Below are 17,827 nucleotides of genomic sequence, written 5' to 3'. Positions count from 1 at the left end.
AGATGCACGTCGAAGCGCTGTGGCGCTACCCGGTGAAGTCGCTTGCCGGCGAACCGCTCCAGGAAGCCGAGTTCACCTCCGACGGCGTGGCGGGCGACCGGCTCGTGCACGTCCAGGGGCCGCGCGGGGTGCTGACCGGACGCACCCGCTACGGCCTGCTCACGATCCCGGCGACCACCGGCCCGGACGGCCCGCTGGTGGACGGACATCCTTGGGACAGCTGGGAAGCACACGCCCTGGTGCTCCCGCACGGCGGCCGCCTGACCCGCTACACCGGGCCGGAGCGCTTCGACGTGCTGAACGTCCTCGTGGCCACGGACGGCCAGGTGGAGGCCGCCGGGGTCGACGTGCGGCGGTTGCGGCCCAACATCCTCATCGGTGGTGTCGAACCCGGCGCGGAGGAGGGCTGGCCGGGGCACGCGCTGGTGGTCGGTGACGTGGTGATCGGGATGTTCAAGCAGCGCGCCCGGTGTGTGGTCACGACGATCGATCCCGACACCGGGGCACAGGACCTGGACGTGCACCGCAGGATCCGGCACGAGTTCGGCGGGGTGCTGTGCCTGGACAGCTGGGTGGTCCAGCCGGGGGTGGTGCGGGTCGGCGACCACGTCGAGGTGGTGCCGACCGACGAACTGCCCGAGCACGTCGGCGGGTGGATCGTCGGCCGGCCCTACGCGGTCTGATCAGATGTTGCGGCGGTACTGCCCGCCCACCTCGAAGAACGCCTCGGTGATCTGCCCCAGCGTGCACACCCGAGCGGCGTCCATCAGCACGGCGAAGACGTTCTCGTGCGTCTGCGCCACCTCACGCAGCCGGGCGAGGGCCTTCTGGGCCTCGTCGCGGTGCGCGGCCTGGTAGGCGCGGGTCCGCTCCACCTGGGAGGACTTCTCCTCCTCCGTGGCGCGGGCGAGCTCGATCTTCACGATCTCCCGCTCCCCGCCCTCGGGAAGGAAGGTGTTGACGCCGATCAACGGCAGCGAGCCGTCGTGCTTGCGCTGTTCGTAGAGCATCGACTCGTCCTGGATGCGGCCGCGCTGGTAGCCGGTCTCCATCGCGCCGAGCACGCCGCCGCGTTCGGAGATGCGGTCGAACTCCATCAGCACGGCCTCTTCGACCAGGTCGGTCAGCTCGTCGATGACGAACGAGCCCTGCAGCGGGTTCTCGTTCGCGGACAGGCCCCACTCCTTGTTGATGATCATCTGGATGGCCATCGCGCGGCGGACGGACGACTCCGTGGGAGTGGTGATCGCCTCGTCGTATGCGTTGGTGTGCAAGGAGTTGCAGTTGTCGTACAACGCGCAGAGCGCCTGCAGCGTGGTGCGGATGTCGTTGAAGTCCATCTCCTGCGCGTGCAGCGAACGGCCGGAGGTCTGCACGTGGTACTTGAACTTCTGCGAACGCTCCTGAGCGCCGTAGCGGTCGCGCATGGCCACGGCCCAGATCCGGCGTGCCACGCGGCCGATGACGCTGTACTCGGCGTCCATGCCGTTGGAGAAGAAGAACGACAGGTTCGGCGCGAAGTCGTCGATGTTCATGCCGCGCGCCAGGTACGACTCGACGTAGGTGAACCCGTTGGCGAGCGTGAAGGCGAGCTGGCTGATGGGGTTCGCGCCGGCCTCGGCGATGTGGTAGCCGGAGATCGACACCGAGTAGAAGTTGCGCACCTGCTGCTGGATGAACCACTCCTGGATGTCCGCCATCATGCGCAGCGAGAACTCCGTGGAGAAGATGCAGGTGTTCTGGCCCTGGTCCTCCTTGAGGATGTCGGCCTGCACCGTGCCGCGGACGTTGGCCAGCGCGTACCTGCGCAGCTGCTCGTACTCGGAGGCGTCCGGCTCGCGGTCGTGCTCGGCGCGGAACTTGTCGACCTGCTGGTCGATCACGGTGTTCAGGAAGTACGCGAGGATCGTCGGCGCCGGGCCGTTGATCGTCATCGACACGGAAGTCGTTGGCGCGACGAGGTCGAAGCCGTCGTACAACGCCTTCATGTCGTCCAGCGACGCGATGGAGACGCCGGACGTGCCGATCTTGCCGTAGACGTCCGGCGGGGTGTCGGGGTCGCGGCCGTAGAGCGTCACCGAGTCGAACGCGGTCGACAGGCGGGTGGCCGGGTTGCCCTTCGACAGGTACTTGAAGCGGCGGTTGGTGCGGAACGCGTCACCCTCGCCCGCGAACATGCGCGCCGGGTCCTCGCCCTCGCGCTTGAACGGGAAAACGCCCGCGGTGTACGGGAAGAAGCCCGGCAGGTTCTCCTTGCGCAGGAACCGCAGCAGCGAGCCCTCGTCGTCGTGGCGCGGCAGGCTGACCCGGCGGACCTGGTTGCCGGACAACGTCTCCCGCGTCAGCTTGGTGTGGATCTCCTTGTCCCGCACCTTGAACACGAGCTCGTCGCCGCTGTACTGCTCGCGCGTCTTCGGCCACTCGGTCAGCAGCTCGGCCGTGTCGCGGTCGACCTCGCGCTCGGCTTGGTCCGCGAGCTCGGCGATGTCCTGCACGTCCTTCTTCGCCGCTTCGAGAGCCTTCCGCGCCGCGGTGAGCTGGGTGTGCGTGCGGACCGCCGCGACCTGCTCGTCGGTCTTGCGGTGGTAGCCACGAACGGTGTCGGCGATGTCGGACAGGTACCGCGCGCGGGAGGCAGGCACGACCGTGGACGCCGACGTCGACGTCTTGCCGTTGACGACCGCGAGAGAGCCATCTTCTGTCTGGAGGCCGTGTTCTTTCAGGCCGTCACGCAGGAACTGGTACAGAGCGGTCACGCCGTCGTCGTTGAACGTCGCGGCGGACGTGCCGAACACCGGCATGTCCTCCCACTTGGCGCCGAACGCCTCGCGGTTGCGCACCATCTGTCGCGCAACATCACGGCGTGCGTCCTCGGCACCCCGGCGCTCGAACTTGTTGATCGCCACGGCGTCCGCGAAGTCGAGCATGTCGATCTTCTCGAGCTGCGACGCGGCGCCGAACTCCGGCGTCATCACGTACAGCGAGAAGTCCACGAACGGCACGATGGCCGCGTCGCCCTGCCCGATACCGGGCGTCTCGACGATGACCAGGTCCGCACCGGACGCCTTGCACGCCGTGATGGCCTGCTCCAGGCCGTCCGGAATCTCACTGCCCGCACGGCGCGTGGCCAGCGAACGGAAGAACACGCGGTCACCGTCGAGGCAGTTCATCCGGATCCGGTCACCCAGCAACGCGCCACCACCACGGCGACGCGTCGGGTCGACCGCGAGCACGGCGATGCGCAGCTTGTCCTGCTGGTCGAGCCGGAACCGACGCACCAGCTCGTCCGTCAGCGACGACTTGCCGGAGCCACCGGTGCCGGTGATGCCGAGCACCGGCACCTTGCGAGTGGTGTCGATGGGCTGTGCGGTGCCGGCCTCGATGTGCGTGATCGCCCGCGCAAGGGCCTCGTCGGCGCCGGTGAGCAGTGCGTCGTGGCTGAACGGCGCGGTGAGCGCGTGGTCGCACTCCTCGATCATCAGGTTGATCATGCGCGCGAGGCCGAGCGTCTGCCCGTCGTGCGGCGAGAAGATCCGCGCAACCCCGCGCGAGTGCAGCAGCTCGATCTCCTCCGGCACGATGACGCCGCCACCGCCGCCGTAGACCCTGATGTGCCCCGCACCGCGCTCGTTGAGCAGTTCGACCAGGTACGAGAAGTACTCGACGTGCCCACCCTGGTAGGCGCTGATGGCGACGCCCTGGACGTCCTCCTGGATCGCGGCGTTGACGACCTCCGCGACCGACCGGTTGTGGCCGAGGTGGATGACCTCCGCACCCTGCGCCTGCAGAATCCGCCGCATGATGTTGATCGCCGCGTCGTGGCCGTCGAACAGGCTGGACGCGGTCACGAAGCGGACCGGGTTCGCCGGCCGGTGCAGTGAGGTCGCCATGAGAATAGTTTGACTTCCTACTATTGGACGTGCAACCGAGCGTGGTTCACGTCTCTGAATCGTGCAGGAACCCAGCTCACAGCGTCGTCCGTGCGGCTGGAGTCCGGGTGGACAGCGGGCCGACCCCTCACGCGGCCCGCTGCCCGCCCGGGCTACCGCGCGGTCACACACACGGCAGGAATTCCTCGACATAGATCCTCGGGCTCTTCGTGCCGTCGTAGTTGATCTCAAGCCCTTCCCTGAACCAGACGTCGCAGGGCCCGTGCCAGCCGGGCAGAGGGGCAAAGGTCGTCTTCTGCTCGCCCGCCGCGAGCGAGACCCTGCCATTGCCATCGGGAGCATCGGCGTAGGTGGCGAAGAGCCACCAGTTGACGTTGCGCGGCCCCGTCGCTGTGTTGATCAGACCGAAGTATCCGCGGACCCAGCACGACGCGCTGTCGCAGTTGTAGCGAATGCACACCTGGTAGCGGATCTTGCCGTGGCTGTACGTAGCCGAGCACTTCGGCGAGGCGGCCGCGCCGATGTCGGCGGCGGGGAGCACGGTGCGCATGGCAGGGTCGGGCGGCACATCCGAGGCTGCCACCGCCGCACCGGGACTCAGCAGGCCGAACAGGGCGGCCACGCCCACCGCCATCAGCAACGCGAACGTTCGTTTCAACATCAGATCCCCCTTGGTGGAACGGGTTTGCCCGTCCATGTCTACGGAGATCGACGTTGTCCGATAACCCGCACCAGGCCCGAAAAACCCAGCCCGTGGACAACCCGGGCCGCGAACAACCCCTGGTCAGTCCGTCGGGCACGGCGTCGAGTACGCGACCCCCGGCAGGTACTTGGTCCACTCCCGCTCGGTGATCGGGTCACCGCTGCCGGAGCAGATGGCGGCGATCACGGTGTCCTCGTCGGTCTGCCACGTGCGGAGCCGGCGATCGCTGCCCCCGGCCACCAGCAGGTCACCGACCGGCCGGAACACCGCGGTGCTCAGCGACGAGCCGGCGGCGGACAGCACGGCGACACGGGTGGGGCGCGCCGGGTCGGCGACGTTCCACAACCAGGTGGAGCCGTCGATGACGCCGGCCGCGAGCAGGTCGCCGCGCGGGTGGAAGGAGAGTTCGAAGATCCGTCCGGTGGGGCCGGTGACGGGCTCGCCGATCCGCCGGGGCGCGGCCGGGTCGCTGACGTCCCACAGGACCACGACGCAGTCGACGCCGGCGACCGCCAGCACGTCGCCCGCGGGGTTGAACGTGGCGCTGAAGACGTAGCTGTCCAGGCCCTCGAGCCGCGCCCGCAGGCCGGGTGTTCCGGTCAGGTCGAACAGGTACACGTCGCTGTCCCCGCTCGCCGCGGCCAGCATCGTGCCGGACCGGTGCCAGTCGAGGTCCAGCACGATGTCGCGCGGGGCGTCGAGCACCGTGGTGAGTCGTGGATCCCGCGACGAGGTGACGTCCCAGATGCGGATCGCCCTGTCCCGTCCGGCGGCCGCGAGCAGCTTGCCGTCCGGGCTGAACGCCACGGCCATCACCTCGTCGCGGGATCCACCGAGCCGGGGCCGCGGGCGCGGGCGGGTGGGATCCGTGACGTCGATCAGGTGGACCTCGCCACCGGTCGTGCCCACGGCCAGCAGGTTTCCGCTGCCCGACAGGTCGCCGGCGCCGCTGAGCGTTGCGCCGGCCGCGGTGAGTCCGGTGACCAGGGGTTCGGTGCCGGCCGGGTCCGAGGTGTCCCACAGAGCGACGTCGGCCTCGGTGAAGACGGCGAGCCTCGTGCCGTCGTCGCTGAACGGCGTGTCGAAGATCGGCGCGTCCGCGTGCCGGGCCAGCGTGGTCGACGTCGCCCACACGCGCAGGGCGCCGTCTGCCGCGACGGACGCGATCGCCTTGCCGTCGTCGGTGAACGTCGCCCAGGTGACGATGTCGGGGTGCGGCAGGGTTTGCACGGTCGTCCAGGTCGTGGCGTCCAGCAGGCGGATCGTGGTGTCGGCGCTGCCGGCGAGCAGGTAGCGGCCGTCCGGGCTGAACGCGGTGGTGGTCACCTTGAGGTCGAACAGGCTCACAGGTGTCCTGATCGGTGCCGCGGTGGTGATGTCCCAAGCCCGGAGCGAGTAGTCGTGCGACCCGGCCACGAGCGTGCGTCCATCCGGGGAGATGGACACCGCGGGGACGACCCGGTCGCCGGCCTGCAGCACCGCCAGCTCACGGTCCGCGTCGGCGTTCCACAGGTGCACGGTGCCGGCCTTGGTGCCGAAAGCCAGCAGCCCTCCGGTGCCGTAGGTGACGGTCTTGGTGGTCGCGGCGGCCGGCAGTGGAGTGAGCGGCCGCGGGTTCGCCCGGTCGCCGATGTGCCATCGCAGGATCCGATCACCGCCGGCGGCGGCGAGCTGGACGCCGCTCGAGTCGATGTCGAGACGTTCGACGGGCCCGCCGGGAGCCTCGATCTCCACGGCGAACTGGTGGGGCGAACGCGGGTCGGAGACGTCCCACAGGGTGATGGTCGATTCCTTGTCGCCGATCGCGAGTGTCCTGCCGTCCGGTGACAGGGCCACCGCGTAGACCACGACGCCCTTCGCCTGCCGCGGCCTGATGACCCCCGCCCGCACCAGCCTGCCGTCCGCCTTGGTGAACAGTTGGACCGCGCCGTTGGTCGCGTTGCTGACCACCGCCAGAGCTCCGTCGGCCGAGGTGTCCAGCGCGGTCGGACCGGGACCACCGAGGTAGCGGGCCGGCAACGGGGTGCCGGACGACTCGATCAGCGCCGATCTCGCCTCGTTGGTCCGCGCGATCCGATAGCCGGCGATCGACAGCTGTGCCGCGAGTTCGGGCGCCGTCTCGCGCAGTTTGTCGGCGGTCAGCGCGACCTGCCGGGACAACGCGTTGTCGCGGGCGTGCAGCGCGTCGACCCTGGCATTGCTCGCGACGATGGCGAGCAGGCCCGCGACGAGCGAGCAAACGACGGCGACGGCGGTCACCGCGCGCAGCCGCCTGGTCCGCCGCCTGGCCGCTGCCTCCGCCCACCGGACCCGTGCGCTGCTCTCCTCGACGAACTCCTGCTCCACCTCGCTGAGCCGGACGGGCGCCGACCCGTTGTCGGCGTAGGACCTCATCAGCTCCAGCCGGGTGCCGGCCGCCAGCGCCGCGGGATCTCGCCGGTCGTCCACCCACGCCCTGGCCGCTTCGGTGATCATCCGGTGGACGCGCAGCGCGTCGCGGTGGTGGTCGATCCATCCCCGCAGCCTCGGCCAGGCGGTGACCACCGCGTCGTGCGCGATCTCGATCGTGTTCCGGTCGACGGTGACGAGCCTCGCGTCGGCGAGCCGGTCGATCACCGCCGCCGCGTCCGGTGCCACGCCGAGCAGTTCGGCCACGTCGATCTGGCGGCGCACGGCGGCCCCGGTGTCGTCGACGGTGAGCAGTCTCAGCAGCAGCTCAGCGGCCAGCCCGCGCTGTGCTTCGCCGAACTCGCCGAAGGTCGCCTCCGCCGTCCGCGCGACCGCCGCGCTGATACCGCCCGACGCGGTGAAACCGGCCGCGGTCAGCACCTCGCCGCGGCGCCTTCGCCACGTTTCCAGCAGGGCGTGCGACAGCAGCGGCAGCACGCCTGACTGTCCTTGCGCCTCGTTGACCACCGTGACCAGCAACGCCCGCTCCACCGACAGTCCCACCGCCAGTGCCGGCTTGCTCACGGCCGCGCACAGCTCCTCGCGCTCCATCGGCCCGACGAGCACCTGGTTCGCCCGCAGCGCCTCGACCAGGCCGGGATGTTCGGCGCAGCGGCCGTAGAAGTCGGCCCGCACTCCCAGCACCAGCCGGAACCGTCGGCCTGCCAGCGCGAGCACCTCGTCGATGAACCGGTTCCGCTCGCCCGCGTCGCACAGCGTGTACAGCTCCTCGAACTGGTCGACGACGACCAGCAACGCGGTGTCGTCCGGCAGACCGTCCACCGCCTGAGCGAGCGTCGGCACGGCGAGTTCCGCGAGCAGCCTCGCCCGCGGATGCACGCCCGGAGTCAGGACGACCGCCCTCAGCTTCGCCGGCTCACCGGTGAGGGCGGGCAGCACACCGGCGGCGAGCAACGAGCTCTTCCCCGCGCCCGACGGCCCGAGCACCACGGTCACGGGATGAGCCGAGATCCGTTCGACGACGTCGGCGACGAGCCGCTCACGGCCGAAGAAGAGATCGGCGTCCTCCCGCCGGAAACTGCTCAACCCCCGATATGGCGCGCGGATTTCGGCATCCGCACTGCGAGCACTCCGCATCTCGGCGGCGGCAAGCGACGCGGCCTGCCATTTCCGGGACCATTCCGCGCCGTCCCCTCCGCACGCCACGGCATAGGCGAGAGCCACGTCCAAAGTGGGCAGTCGCCGGCCTCCCGCGGCCTCGGCCACGGTAGAGACGGCATAGCCACTGCGTTCCGCGAGCTGCCTGTAGGTCAGTCCGCCCGCACGACGGCGGAGCTCGCGCAGTTCGGCGGCGAAGTTCTGCACCGCGTCCTGCGCAGCATTCAGCGGTCGTTCCGGTCGAGGCATTTCGACCCCCCGTGAGCACTTTTGCCTCATTTCCCCTTGCCGCGACCTTATCGACTTCGAGAGAAACCGGCCACCGCAGCATCGGTATTTGAGGTTGCCTTGAACAATTGCCATGCACATTGGAATCGAGGGCATTCCTGCCTTGTGGCAGCATCTGACTCATGACTCAACGTGTCGTGGTGACCGGAGGCAGCGGCAAGCTCGGGCGGGCCGTCGTGGCCGACCTGCTGGAGCACGGCTGGGAGGTCCACAACCTCGACCAGGCCGCGCCCCCAGCGCCGCAGGGGTGCGAGTTCACCCGCGTCGACCTGACCGACTACGGCCAGGTCGTGGAAGCGATCAGCGGGATCGACGACAGGTACGCCGGGCTGCACGCCGTGGTGCACCTCGCGGCGATTCCGGGGCCGGGTGTGGCGCCCAACGCCAAGACGTTCCACAACAACGTGACCAGCACGTACAACGTGTTTGCCGCGGCACGGCTCGCCAAGGTGCGCAACGTCGTGTGGGCGTCCAGCGAGACGGTGCTCGGCCTGCCGTTCGAGACTCCCCCGCCGTACATCCCCATCGACGAGGAGTACGCGGGGCGGCCGGAAACGTCGTACTCGCTGGGCAAGCTGGTGGACGAGACGCTGGCGCAGCAGTTCTGCCGGTGGGAGCCCGACATGAAGATCATCGGGCTCCGGTTCTCGAACGTCATGGAGCCGCACGACTACGAGCGCTTCCCGTTCGACGCAGATCCGCTCGCGCGCAAGTGGAACCTCTGGTCGTACATCGACGCACGGGACGGTGCGCAGGCCGTGCGCAAGGCGCTACTGCACGACGCGACGGGCTTCGACGTGTTCATCATCGCCAACGCCGACACGTGCATGACGACGCCGAACGACGAGCTGGTCGCGAAGGTCTATCCGGGCGTGCCGATCAAGAGGGAGTTCGGTCCGCACGAGACTCTGCTGTCGATTGAGAAGGCACGACGGGTGCTGGGGTTCGAGCCTGCGCACACCTGGCGGTCGTGACCTCCCTGGCGAGCCCGGACAGCTCGTCCGCCGCCCGCGTCCTCGGTCCCGCCTGACGGAGGTGGCCGAGGGCGCGGGCGAGCAGCAGTTCGGCCTGCTGCTCGCACCACTGCCGGCCGCCGGCCTGGTCGATCAGCTCGGCGAGCTCCTGCGGTGCCGCGGAGCTCGCGTAGACGTCGGTGCCGGCGTCCATCGCCGCGACCACCGGCAGCGTGCGGCGGCGGTGCACGAGGTCGTCGTAGAGCGGCCTGCCGGTGACCGTCGCGCCGGCCCAGATCGCCAGCACGTCGTCCACGTGCTTGCGGGCGAGGCCGACGTCGTCGCCGAACTCCCTGAGGTGGTCGGCCTGGCTCCGCGTCGCGCCCGCCGCGAGCGCGCCGAGCTCGCACGCGCACGCCGTCAACGCCGAGTGCTTCGCCGCCGCCACGCCCAGGTACTCGGCGATGTCGATGTCGTCGCGTTCGTCCATCTCGACTTCCTGGACATAACCGTCCACAACGGACAGCAAGGCCGCGTTGAGGACCATCACCTCGGACCTGGTCAGCTGGGCGAAGGCGAGCGTCAGGAGCGCGTCCGCGGCGGAGACGGCCCGGTCGTCGCCGAACTCCACCCACGCGCTCGGCTGGTGGCCCCTGCTGACCGCGCGGGTCATCAGGTCGGCGTGCAGCTGTTCGTGCTGGACGGCGAGCTCGAGCGCGGTCGCGACGCGGATCGCCCGCGTCGCGTCGCCGATGGCGTCCGCGGCGAGCAGCGCGAGTGCGGCCGTCGAGAAGTCCGGGCGGTGGTACTCCACGACCTCGCGTGTTTCGTCCGGAAGCGTGGCGAACGCGGCTTTCCGCGGTGCGTCGACCATGGCGCGGCTCCAGGCCAGCACGTCCTGCGGCGGCGCGACCACCTCGATGCTCGTCACAGGAGGAAGCTAAACCTGCAGGTCAGGCGTAGCGGCCTGATTACCACCGTCGTGTTGAAAGCAGGCACGATCCAGCGAACGCGACTAGGTTGATGTTGACGGGTTGTTGCCGCCATCACCCGACCGTGATCATCGTTTTTCTGAGGGGCTGACCGTGCGCTACACCAAACTCGCCGGCATGGACGTGTCCGAGATCTGTCTCGGCATGATGAGTTACGGAGATCCGTCACTGGGCAACCACGCCTGGTCGATGCCGGAGGAGGAATCGCGGCCGTTCATCAAGGCCGCCGTCGAGGCCGGGATCAACTTCTTCGACACCGCGAACGTCTACTCCGACGGCTCCTCGGAGGAGATCACCGGACGGGCGTTGAAGGACTTCACGCGGCGCGAGGAGATCGTGCTCGCGACGAAGGTCCACGGCCGCATGCGCCGCGGTGCCAACGGTGCCGGGCTCTCCCGCAAGGCGATCTTCGCCGAGATCGACGCGTCGCTGAGCCGGTTGGGCACGGATTACGTCGACCTGTACCAAATCCACCGCTTCGACGCCTCCGTGCCGCTTGAGGAGACGTTGGAAGCGCTGCACGACGTCGTGAAGTCCGGCAAGGCGCGCTACATCGGTGCGTCGTCCATGTACGCGTGGCAGTTCGCCAAGGCGTTGTTCACGCAACGGCAGAACGGCTGGACGCGGTTCGTGTCGATGCAGAACCACTACAACCTCCTCTACCGCGAGGAGGAGCGCGAGATGCTGCCGTTCTGCGCGGACCAGGGCGTCGCCGTCATCCCGTGGAGCCCGCTCGCCCGCGGCCGGCTGACCCGTGACTGGGACGCGACGACCGCGCGCACCGAGACCGACGAGTTCGGGTCCACTTTGTACGTCGAGTCGGATCGCGCGATCGTCGAGCAGGTGGCCGAGGTCGCCAAGGCCCGCGGCGTGTCACGGGCCCAGGTCGCGCTGGCGTGGCTGCACCGCAACCCGGCGGTCACCGCGCCGATCGTGGGCGTGACCAAGCCGGGCCACCTCGACGACGCGGTGGCGTCGTTGGACGTCGAGCTGACCGACGACGAGGTGCGGCTGCTGGAGCAGGCGTACGTGCCGCACCGCATCGCCGGGCACGCCTAAAGGACTCCAGATTGGCGCAGCTGGTTGCGCGCGTGGTCGATCGCCTCGGGAGTGGTGGCGAACATCGGTACCCCGTGCGTTTCCAGCTGGCGCCGGTGTTCGTCGCGCACACCCGACAGCAGCACGGAGACACCGCGCTGCTCCAGCTTCTCGACCGCGTCGCGCAGCACCAGCGCGCCCGTTCCGTCCATCGTCGTCACGTGCGACATCCGCAGGATCACCACGGACACCGCGCTGATCTCGGTCAGTTCGAGCAGAAACCGGTGGGCCGCAGCGAAGAACAACGGTCCGTCCAGCCGGTACGCCACGATGTGCTCGGCCAGCAACGCCCGTTCCTCCGCCGAGTGATCGCCGGTGTCCAGCGGCACCTCGTCGATGCGCACGGACCTCGCCACGGCGCGCAACGCCAGCGCACCCGCCACCACCAGTCCGACGATCACCGCGGTCACCAGGTCGAGTGCCAACGTTGCGACGGCGGTGAGAACGAGCACGAGCGCGTCGGCACGGTTCGCGCGCACGAGCACACGCACGGATCCGACCTCCACCATGCGGATCGCCGTGGCCAGCAGCACGCCTGCGAGCACGGCCAACGGAATGCGGCCGACCAACGGCGCGGCCACCAGCAGGATCAACGCGAGCGTCGCGGCGTGCACGAGTGACGCGAGCCTCGACCCGGCACCGGAGCGGACGTTGACCGCGGTCCTGGCGATGGCCGCGGTCGCCGGCACCCCGCCGAACATCGGCGTGACGACGTTCGCGATCCCCTGTCCGAACAGCTCCCGGTCGGGGTCGTGCCGCTGGTTCACGCTCATGCCGTCCGCGACCGTTGCGGACAACAGGCTTTCCAGCGCTGCCAACGCCGCCACGGCCACCGCCGACGGCAGCAACGACCACAGCGCGCCGACGTCCACAAAGGACAGGCTGGGCGCGGGCAGGGTCGCGGGCAGGGCGCCGATCCTGGTCACCGGCAACGACCAGAGCTCCGCCACGACGGTTCCGACCGCAACCGCGAGCAGGGAGAACGGCACCGCGGGCCGCCAGCGCGCACCGGCGAGCATCACGACCACGACCCCGGCCGCGAGCCCGACCGAGGGCCACGACAGGCCGGAACCGAAGGCGCGCACGGCGTTCACCACGACGTTGTGCCCGTCCGGCGTGGGCACGCCGAGCGCGGCCGGCACCTGCTGCAGCGCGATCACGGCGGCGATGCCGATCGTGAAACCCTCGACCACCGGCGCCGGCACGTAACGCATGTACCGCCCGGCTTTGAGCAGAGCCAGCCCGATGAGCAGCACGCCGGCCAGCAGGCCGACGGTGAGCACGCCGCCCGGCCCGAACCGGGCCACGATCGGCACCAGCACCACGGTCATCGCGCCGGTCGGACCCGACACCTGGAGGCTCGAACCGCCGAACACCGCCGCCAGCGCGCCCGCGACGATCGCCGTCGCGAGCCCCGCCGCGGCACCGAGACCGGACGCGACCCCGAACCCGAGTGCCAGCGGCAACGCCACGACCGCCACGGTGAGGCCGGCGACCAGGTCCTTCGGCCGCGCCGACGCCCAGTCCTTCGTCGTGGGGAGGAAGCTCACGCAGGTTCCTCGCGGAGCTGAGCCAGCAGCTCGTTCTGCCCCACCAGCAGCTCGGTCAGGATGCGTCTCGCGGCTCTGAGGAGGTCGGCCACGTCGGCGCCCGCGAGCGCGTACACGACCGTCGACCCCTCACGGGTCGCGGTGACGATCCCCGATCTGCGCAGCACGGCGAGCTGGGCCGAGAGGTTCGAGGCCTCCACCTCGATCTCGGCGAGCAGCTCGCGCACGGCCTTCGGCCCGTCCTGCAGCAGCTCCAGCACCCGGATGCGCACCGGGTGCCCGAGCATGCGGAAGAACTCGGCCTTCGCCTGGTACAGCGGAACCGGCACGGGTCACTTCACCCCGTGCTCGGCGGCGAGCCGGCGGAGGTTGGCGAGGTCGGCGCCGTGCGTCTCGGCGGCGTACGTGTCCTGCCGTTCCTCCGCGCGCCGCACGGCTTCCTCCGCCTGCGCGATGCGGGCGAGGAGGTTGTCCCTGAACTCGTTCACGACATCACAACCTGTCGAATTGAAGAAGTCTTCAATTCGACAGCTTAACCCAGCTTGGCCACCTCGATGAAGTCAGGGACCTGGGCTTTCAGTGCACCGTTCGGCTGGAACCGGTAGAACAACACGGCCGTGCTGCACGCCGAGTTGCCGAACCAGGCGTGGTCGCAGGTGATCTGCGGGCCGAGGAAGCTGTCGAGGTTCTTCACCGCCCGCAGCGCCTGCTCCGGCGTGCCGTCCGAAGTGGACAGGACCCGCGCGAGCGTCATCATGTCCGCGAAGGAAACCACCGCGCCCGCAACGGGTTCGTCGTAGCCGGCCGCCCGCATGGCCGCGCGGTACTCCTCGATCTCGTCCTGGTTCGCGGGCGGCGCGGACAGCGGGTCCGTCGGGTGCCAGAAGTCCGACGACAGCTCGACGCCGATCGACTGGTTGCCCACCGACTTCGGCAGCCCGGTGCAGGAGGCCGCGAGGATCCGCCCGTCGTAGCTGGCTTCCCGCAGCGCCCGGACGATGTGCGTGCACTGCTCCTCGGTCGCGGCGATGCTGCCCGACGCCTCGGCGGTGGCGACGGTGTGGGCGAGGTCGTCCCAGCCGGGGTTGTCCGCCGGGTAGTAGACCGAGCGGTAGCCGAGCCCGAACCGCTTGGCCGCCGGCGTGAGCACGGTGTCGGTGAAGGCGTGCGTGGTCGGCGACTCCGGCAGCAGCCACGCGACCGTCTTCACGCCTTGGTCGGCGTAGTACTTCAACGCCGCCGTGCCGTACGCGACTGCGGCGGCGCCGAAGAAGAAGGCGTTCTTGTGGTTCATCAGGCCTGGCGTGAACTGCACGTGCCCGACCAGCGGAATTGCGGCCTCGCTGAGCTTGGGAATCGCGGCGTCGGCACCGGTGTCGACGCCCTGCACGACGACGGCGACCTTCGCGCCGACGAACTTGTCCGCACACGACGCCGACTGCTCCGGCGTGCCGTCTGTGGGGCACGTGATGAGCTCGAACGGACGGTTCTTGACGCCGCCCTTGCGGTTGAGGTGGGCGACGGCGACCTCAGCACCGGTCTGCAGCTCCGGCACCGCGAACGCGCCGGACGCGTTGTTGAGGTATCCGATCTTGATGGGTTCGCCGCTGGGACCCGCTGGCGGCTCGGCGGCGCATCCGGTGGCCAGCAGGAGGACAGCGGCCACGACCCGTAAACGCATGACTCCCCTTGTGAGCATCGGCGGTGATGCGAAGCGCCGATGGTCACCAGGTGAGACACCACCGATAAGTCGGGTTCCCTCGACAGCTAGCACCTTCCACCACGCGGAACAGTTGGGAGTTCCGCAGACGCGGATATACGCTGCCGTTCGTGCCGAATCTGCGGATCAGTGAAGCCGCCGCGCTGCTCGGGGTCAGCGATGACACCGTGCGCCGGTGGATAGATCAGGGGCGTTTGCAGTCCGTGGTCCTCGAGAACGGGCGGAAGGGCGTGAGCGGCGTCGAGCTGGCCGAGTTCGCCCAGCACATGACCGAGGTGGCCGAGCCGGGGGCGACGGTGGCGGCGTCGGCGCGCAACCGGATGAAGGGCATCGTCACCCGAGTCATCAAGGACGGCGTGATGGCCCAGGTCGACATGCAGGCCGGGCCGTTCCGGATCACGTCGCTGATGAGCCGCGAGTCGGCCGACGAGCTCGGTCTCGAGGTGGGCAGCGTCGCCGTCGCCTCCATCAAGTCCACGCACGTCGTCGTCGAGATCCCGGAGGCCTGAGTTGAGGAGGGTGCTCGCGCTCGTCCTGGTGCTGGCGGGCTGCGGAACCACGCAGCCGAGCACGTCCGGCGGCGAGATCACGGTCTTCGCGGCGGCCTCGCTGACCGAGTCCTTCCAGCAGCTCGGCGAGGAGTTCGAGGCCGCCAACCCCGGCACGAAGGTCAGCTTCAACTTCGCCGGCAGCTCGGCCCTGGCGCAGCAGCTCAACCAGGGGGCTCCGGCCGACGTGTTCGCCTCCGCGGCGCCGGCCAACATGAAGCAGGTCACGGACACCGGCACGATCACGGCGACGCCGACCACGTTCGCGAAGAACACCCTGCAGATCGCAGTGCCCAAAGGCAATCCGGGCAAGATCACTGGACTCGCGGACTTCGCGAAGGGCGACCTGAAGATCGCGTTGTGCGCGGAGCAGGTGCCGTGCGGGGCGGCGGCGAAGAAAGTGTTCGCGGCCGCCAAGATCACGCCCTCGCCGGACACGCTGGAGCAGGACGTGAAGGCCGTGCTCACCAAGGTGTCGCTGGGCGAGGTCGACGCGGCGCTCGTCTACCGCACGGACGTGCAGGCAGCGGGCGACAAGGTCGAGGGCGAGGACTTCGCCGAGGCTTCCAGCGCTGTCAACGACTACCCGATCGCACCGCTGGCCAAGGCGCCGAACGCCGCCACTGCCAAGGCTTTCGTCGACTACGTGTTGTCGGAGAAGGGCAAGAAGGTGCTCGCAGCAGCAGGTTTCACCGCACCGTGAGGTCCAGGCTCCCGGTCGTCCTCGTCCTGCCCGCGGTCGTCGGGCTCGCTTTCCTGCTCGTACCGCTGGCAGGACTGCTGATCAAGGCACCGTGGGCGACCCTGCCGGCCCAGCTCTTCAGCCAGGAGGTCGGGCAGGCGCTGCAGCTCTCGCTGATCTGCGCGTCGCTCGCCACGATCGTCTGCCTCGTCCTCGGCGTGCCGCTCGCGTGGTTGCTCGCGCGCAGCGACCTGCCGGGACGGGGTGTGCTGCGCGCTTTGGTGACCGTGCCGCTGGTACTGCCTCCGGTCGTCGGCGGTGTCGCGCTGCTGCTGGTGCTCGGCCGGCGCGGTGTGGTCGGCCAGTACCTGGACCAGTGGTTCGGAATCTCGTTGCCCTTCACCACAGCGGGAGTCGTGCTCGCCGAGGCGTTCGTCGCGATGCCGTTCCTGGTCATCTCGGTGGAAGGCGCACTCAGAGCCGCCGATCCGCGTTTCGAAGAAGCTGCGGCGACGTTGGGTGCCTCGCGTTGGCTGACGTTCCGCCGCGTGACGCTGCCCAGCGTCATGCCGGGCGTCGTCGCGGGAACGGTGCTCTGCTGGGCCCGCGCGCTCGGCGAGTTCGGCGCGACGATCACGTTCGCCGGCAACTTCCCCGGCAAGACGACGACCATGCCGCTCGCCGTCTATCTTGCGCTGGAGACCGACCCGGACGCAGCGATCGTGCTCAGCATCGTGCTGCTCCTGGTCTCCGTCGCCGTGCTGGCGGGGCTGCGCGACAAGTGGATCAGCGGGCCGTCATGACCCTGCACGCAGAGCTCCGCGTCCAGCGCGCGTCCTTCTCGCTCGACATCGACCTGTCCATCGAGCCAGGTGAAGTCGTCGCACTGCTCGGCCCGAACGGCGCCGGCAAGACCACTGCCCTGCGCGCCCTGGCCGGACTGGTGCCGAGCGACAGCCGCATCCACCACAACGAGTCCACTTGGGACGGCCTGCCCGCCGAGAAACGGCCCATCGGCGTGGTTTTCCAGGACTACCTGCTCTTCGCGCACATGAGCGCGCTGGACAACGTCGCGTTCGGCCTGCGCGCCCGCGGCACCCGCAAGGCCGAGGCCAACGCGGTGGCGTTGCAGTGGCTCGACCAGGTCGGGCTCGCCGACTTCGCGCACGTCAAGCCCCGCACGCTCTCCGGCGGCCAAGCCCAACGCGTCGCCCTGGCCCGCGCCCTCGCCACGGCACCGGAACTGCTGCTCCTCGACGAGCCGTTGGCCGCGCTGGACGCCAGCACCCGCCTGCGCGTGCGTTCCGAACTCGGCCGACACCTCGCCGACTACCCCGGCCACACGCTCCTGGTCACGCACGACCCGTTGGACGCGATGGTGCTCGCCGACCGACTGGTCATCCTGGAGCACGGCCGGGTCGTGCAGGAGGGCTCGCCGCGTGACGTCGTACGGCAGCCGCGCACCGACTACGTCGCCAACCTCGTCGGCCTGAACTTCTACCGCGGTGTTGCTGACGGCACCGAGGTCCGGCTCGACGACGGAGGGACGTTGACGATCGCCGAGCCCGCGGACGGCCCGGTGCACGTGGTGTTCCCGCCCGCCGCCGTCAGTCTGTACCCGGAGAAACCCGCCGGCAGCCCCCGCAACACGTGGCAGGCCGTCGTCACCGGCATCGAGCCGCACGCCCACACCACCCGCGTCGACCTCGACGGCTCCCCCGCCGTGCTCGCCGACATCACCACCGCGACAGTGGCCGAGTTGCGGCTGCAACCCGGCCACGCGCTGTGGGTTTCCCTGAAGGCGACCGAGATCCACACCTATCCCCGCTGAGCGAG

General features: G+C 69.6%; 15 protein-coding genes. 7 read left to right on the top strand and 8 right to left on the bottom strand.

The features are described from left to right. The first annotated feature begins 2 nt into the window (after positions 1–2). The gene (locus tag DI276_RS30415) at positions 3–683 is read left to right on the top strand and encodes an MOSC domain-containing protein (RefSeq protein ID WP_112269612.1); all 681 of its coding nucleotides are present in this window, start codon (positions 3–5) and stop codon (positions 681–683) included. On the opposite strand, the gene icmF is transcribed toward DI276_RS30415, so the two are convergent. The 3 genes from icmF to DI276_RS30400 all read right to left on the bottom strand — a co-directional run bounded on the left by icmF (position 684) and on the right by DI276_RS30400 (position 8,409). Next, positions 684–3,890, bottom strand: a complete 3,207-nt coding sequence (icmF, locus tag DI276_RS30410) for a fused isobutyryl-CoA mutase/GTPase IcmF (protein WP_112269609.1) — start codon at positions 3,888–3,890, stop codon at positions 684–686. 163 nt (positions 3,891–4,053) lie between these two features. Beyond that, positions 4,054–4,587 carry a hypothetical protein gene (locus DI276_RS30405; protein WP_112269607.1) on the bottom strand — a complete coding sequence of 178 codons (534 nt, stop codon included), beginning with the start codon at positions 4,585–4,587 and terminating at the stop codon, positions 4,054–4,056. A gap of 87 nt (positions 4,588–4,674) precedes the next feature. Beyond that, positions 4,675–8,409 carry an nSTAND1 domain-containing NTPase gene (locus tag DI276_RS30400; protein ID WP_198680996.1) on the bottom strand — a complete coding sequence of 1,245 codons (3,735 nt, stop codon included), beginning with the start codon at positions 8,407–8,409 and terminating at the stop codon, positions 4,675–4,677. 161 nt (positions 8,410–8,570) lie between these two features. Here DI276_RS30400 and DI276_RS30395 point away from each other — a divergent pair, with 161 nt between their 5' ends. Next, the gene (locus DI276_RS30395) at positions 8,571–9,422 is read left to right on the top strand and encodes an NAD-dependent epimerase/dehydratase family protein (RefSeq protein WP_112269602.1); all 852 of its coding nucleotides are present in this window, start codon (positions 8,571–8,573) and stop codon (positions 9,420–9,422) included. On the opposite strand, the gene DI276_RS30390 is transcribed toward DI276_RS30395, so the two are convergent. After that, complete coding sequence (locus tag DI276_RS30390; protein WP_112269600.1) at positions 9,328–10,332, bottom strand: polyprenyl synthetase family protein; 1,005 nt, start codon at positions 10,330–10,332, stop codon at positions 9,328–9,330. The two genes, DI276_RS30395 and DI276_RS30390, sit on opposite strands and share 95 nt — an antisense overlap. 154 nt (positions 10,333–10,486) lie before the next feature. Between DI276_RS30390 and DI276_RS30385 the strand changes: the two genes are divergently transcribed. After that, complete coding sequence (locus DI276_RS30385) at positions 10,487–11,452, top strand: aldo/keto reductase (RefSeq protein WP_269814312.1); 966 nt, start codon at positions 10,487–10,489, stop codon at positions 11,450–11,452. Here DI276_RS30385 and DI276_RS30380 read toward each other — a convergent pair. From DI276_RS30380 to DI276_RS30370, 4 genes are read right to left on the bottom strand one after another with little or no spacing between them, the layout of a single operon-like run. Continuing rightward, positions 11,449–13,041 carry a SulP family inorganic anion transporter gene (locus DI276_RS30380; RefSeq protein ID WP_112269598.1) on the bottom strand — a complete coding sequence of 531 codons (1,593 nt, stop codon included), beginning with the start codon at positions 13,039–13,041 and terminating at the stop codon, positions 11,449–11,451. The two genes, DI276_RS30385 and DI276_RS30380, sit on opposite strands and share 4 nt — an antisense overlap. Further along, on the bottom strand, positions 13,038–13,370 hold the full coding sequence (locus tag DI276_RS30375; protein ID WP_112269596.1) for an ArsR/SmtB family transcription factor: 333 nt from the start codon (positions 13,368–13,370) through the stop codon (positions 13,038–13,040). Before DI276_RS30375 ends, DI276_RS30380 begins: the two co-directional genes overlap by 4 nt. A gap of 3 nt (positions 13,371–13,373) precedes the next feature. Beyond that, positions 13,374–13,529: a hypothetical protein gene (locus DI276_RS51320; protein WP_198680995.1), complete on the bottom strand. Its 156-nt coding sequence runs from the start codon at positions 13,527–13,529 to the stop codon at positions 13,374–13,376. Positions 13,530–13,573: 44 nt separating this feature from the next. After that, positions 13,574–14,722, bottom strand: a complete 1,149-nt coding sequence (locus DI276_RS30370; protein WP_157985038.1) for an ABC transporter substrate-binding protein — start codon at positions 14,720–14,722, stop codon at positions 13,574–13,576. A 149-nt stretch (positions 14,723–14,871) separates the two neighbouring features. Between DI276_RS30370 and DI276_RS30365 the strand changes: the two genes are divergently transcribed. From DI276_RS30365 to DI276_RS30350, 4 genes are read left to right on the top strand one after another with little or no spacing between them, the layout of a single operon-like run. After that, positions 14,872–15,270 carry a TOBE domain-containing protein gene (locus tag DI276_RS30365; protein ID WP_112269591.1) on the top strand — a complete coding sequence of 133 codons (399 nt, stop codon included), beginning with the start codon at positions 14,872–14,874 and terminating at the stop codon, positions 15,268–15,270. 1 nt (position 15,271) lies between these two features. Beyond that, positions 15,272–16,012 carry a molybdate ABC transporter substrate-binding protein gene (gene modA, locus DI276_RS30360; RefSeq protein WP_112269589.1) on the top strand — a complete coding sequence of 247 codons (741 nt, stop codon included), beginning with the start codon at positions 15,272–15,274 and terminating at the stop codon, positions 16,010–16,012. Continuing rightward, on the top strand, positions 16,009–16,794 hold the full coding sequence (modB, locus tag DI276_RS30355) for a molybdate ABC transporter permease subunit (protein WP_112269587.1): 786 nt from the start codon (positions 16,009–16,011) through the stop codon (positions 16,792–16,794). The genes modA and modB overlap by 4 nt, the downstream gene beginning before the upstream one ends. Next, positions 16,791–17,822, top strand: a complete 1,032-nt coding sequence (locus DI276_RS30350; protein ID WP_112269585.1) for an ABC transporter ATP-binding protein — start codon at positions 16,791–16,793, stop codon at positions 17,820–17,822. The genes modB and DI276_RS30350 overlap by 4 nt, the downstream gene beginning before the upstream one ends. The last annotated feature ends 5 nt before the right edge of the window (positions 17,823–17,827 follow it).

This window comes from Lentzea terrae (assembly GCF_003265345.1).
Classification (GTDB): domain Bacteria; phylum Actinomycetota; class Actinomycetes; order Mycobacteriales; family Pseudonocardiaceae; genus Lentzea; species Lentzea terrae.
The sequence above is the reverse complement of the archived record's forward strand: the minus strand, read 5'-3'. Positions and strand labels throughout refer to the sequence as shown.

Bases quoted from the DNA above. Each gene is read 5' to 3' on its own strand.
- DI276_RS30350 (WP_112269585.1), top strand. From the start codon at position 16,791: ATGACCCTGCACGCAGAGCTCCGCGTCCAGCGCGCGTCCTTCTCGCTC.
- DI276_RS30405 (WP_112269607.1), bottom strand. From the start codon at position 4,587: ATGGACGGGCAAACCCGTTCCACCAAGGGGGATCTGATGTTGAAACGA.
- DI276_RS30370 (WP_157985038.1), bottom strand. From the start codon at position 14,722: ATGCGTTTACGGGTCGTGGCCGCTGTCCTCCTGCTGGCCACCGGATGC.
- DI276_RS30415 (WP_112269612.1), top strand. From the start codon at position 3: ATGCACGTCGAAGCGCTGTGGCGCTACCCGGTGAAGTCGCTTGCCGGC.
- icmF (WP_112269609.1), bottom strand. From the start codon at position 3,890: ATGGCGACCTCACTGCACCGGCCGGCGAACCCGGTCCGCTTCGTGACC.
- DI276_RS30400 (WP_198680996.1), bottom strand. From the start codon at position 8,409: ATGCCTCGACCGGAACGACCGCTGAATGCTGCGCAGGACGCGGTGCAG.
- DI276_RS30395 (WP_112269602.1), top strand. From the start codon at position 8,571: ATGACTCAACGTGTCGTGGTGACCGGAGGCAGCGGCAAGCTCGGGCGG.